The organism is Lysobacter daejeonensis GH1-9, assembly GCF_000768355.1.
Taxonomy (GTDB): Bacteria; Pseudomonadota; Gammaproteobacteria; order Xanthomonadales; family Xanthomonadaceae; genus Aerolutibacter; species Aerolutibacter daejeonensis.
In genome coordinates this window covers 1-1,057 of sequence record NZ_AVPU01000076.1, presented here as the reverse complement: position 1 = coordinate 1,057, position 1,057 = coordinate 1, and the positions used below count along the sequence as shown (strand labels likewise).

The 1,057-nt window shown below is 67.8% G+C and carries 2 protein-coding genes; both read right to left on the bottom strand.

From position 1 onward, the window contains the following. On the bottom strand, positions 1-521 hold a 521-nt coding region (gene istB / locus N800_RS15030; RefSeq protein ID WP_036140543.1), incomplete at its 3' end, for an IS21-like element IS1474 family helper ATPase IstB. Continuing rightward, on the bottom strand, positions 409-1,057 hold a 649-nt coding region (locus N800_RS15025; RefSeq protein ID WP_036140541.1), incomplete at its 5' end, for an IS21 family transposase. The genes N800_RS15025 and istB, both read right to left, overlap by 113 nt.

Below are 1,057 nucleotides of genomic sequence, written 5' to 3'. Positions count from 1 at the left end.
GGGGCTAGCGCCCAGTCGTCCAGCACCAGGACGTCGACCTTTGCCAGCTGTTGCAGGGTACGGCCGAAGCTGCCGTCGCCATGAGCGATGCGCAGTTGTTCCAGCAGGCGCGGGGTGCGCAGGTACAGGGTGCTATAGCCCTGGCGGCAGGCCTGGTTGCCCAGGGCGCAGGCCAGCCAGGTTTTGCCGGCACCGGTCGGGCCGGTCAGCAGCAGGTTGTGCTGCTGGCGGATCCAGTCGCCACTGGCCAGGGTGGCGATCAGACGCTCGTCCAGGGCGCGTCCGGAGCGGCGGTCGAGATCTTCCAGGCAGGCGTTGGCGTACTTGAGCTTGGCCTTCTTGCGCAGCCGTACCAGGCGCTGGTTGTCACGCCAGGCCAGTTCGCGGTCGAGCAGTAGGCCGAGGCGTTCATCGAAGCTCAGGCTGTGGCTGGCCGGCAGCGTCCATTGCTCTTCCAGGGCGCGGGCCATGCCGTCCAGGCGTAGCTGGTGCAGTTGATTCAGGGTGTGTTGCGGCATCATCGAACAGCTCCTGTTGCGGGGGTTGGTAGTAGTCGGCGCCACGGACGTTCTCGTGGTCGCCGGGTAAGGTCGTTTCGGCGGCACGCTGGGGCAGCGGCTGTTGATCCAGGCCTTGCTGGAGCAGGTTGCGCACGCTGCGCCCGGTGAAGGCGCGCAGGTGTACGGCACGTTCGGCAGCGGCTTCCAGGCGTGCATTGCCATAGCGCCGGGCCAGCGAGAGCAGGCCGAGGCAGGCGCGGTAGCCCATCTCCGGGTGCGGCTTGTGGGTCAGTTGGTGATCGATCAGTTGGCGCGTGTAGGGGCCGATCCGCTCGCCCCAGTCGAGCAGGCGTTGCGGCGTCCACTCACGATGCGCCTGGTGCGCTGCGGGCATGTGTTCGCGCTGGGTACTGTAAGCGCCGCGTCGCCCCAGCAGCAGGTGGCTGGCCACCCGCCGGTTGCCATGCAGCACTTCCAGGGTGTGTGCCGTCAGTCGCACGTCCACGTTCTGCCGGGCCAGGGCGGAGGGCACGCTGTAGAAGCTGCCATTGACCTCG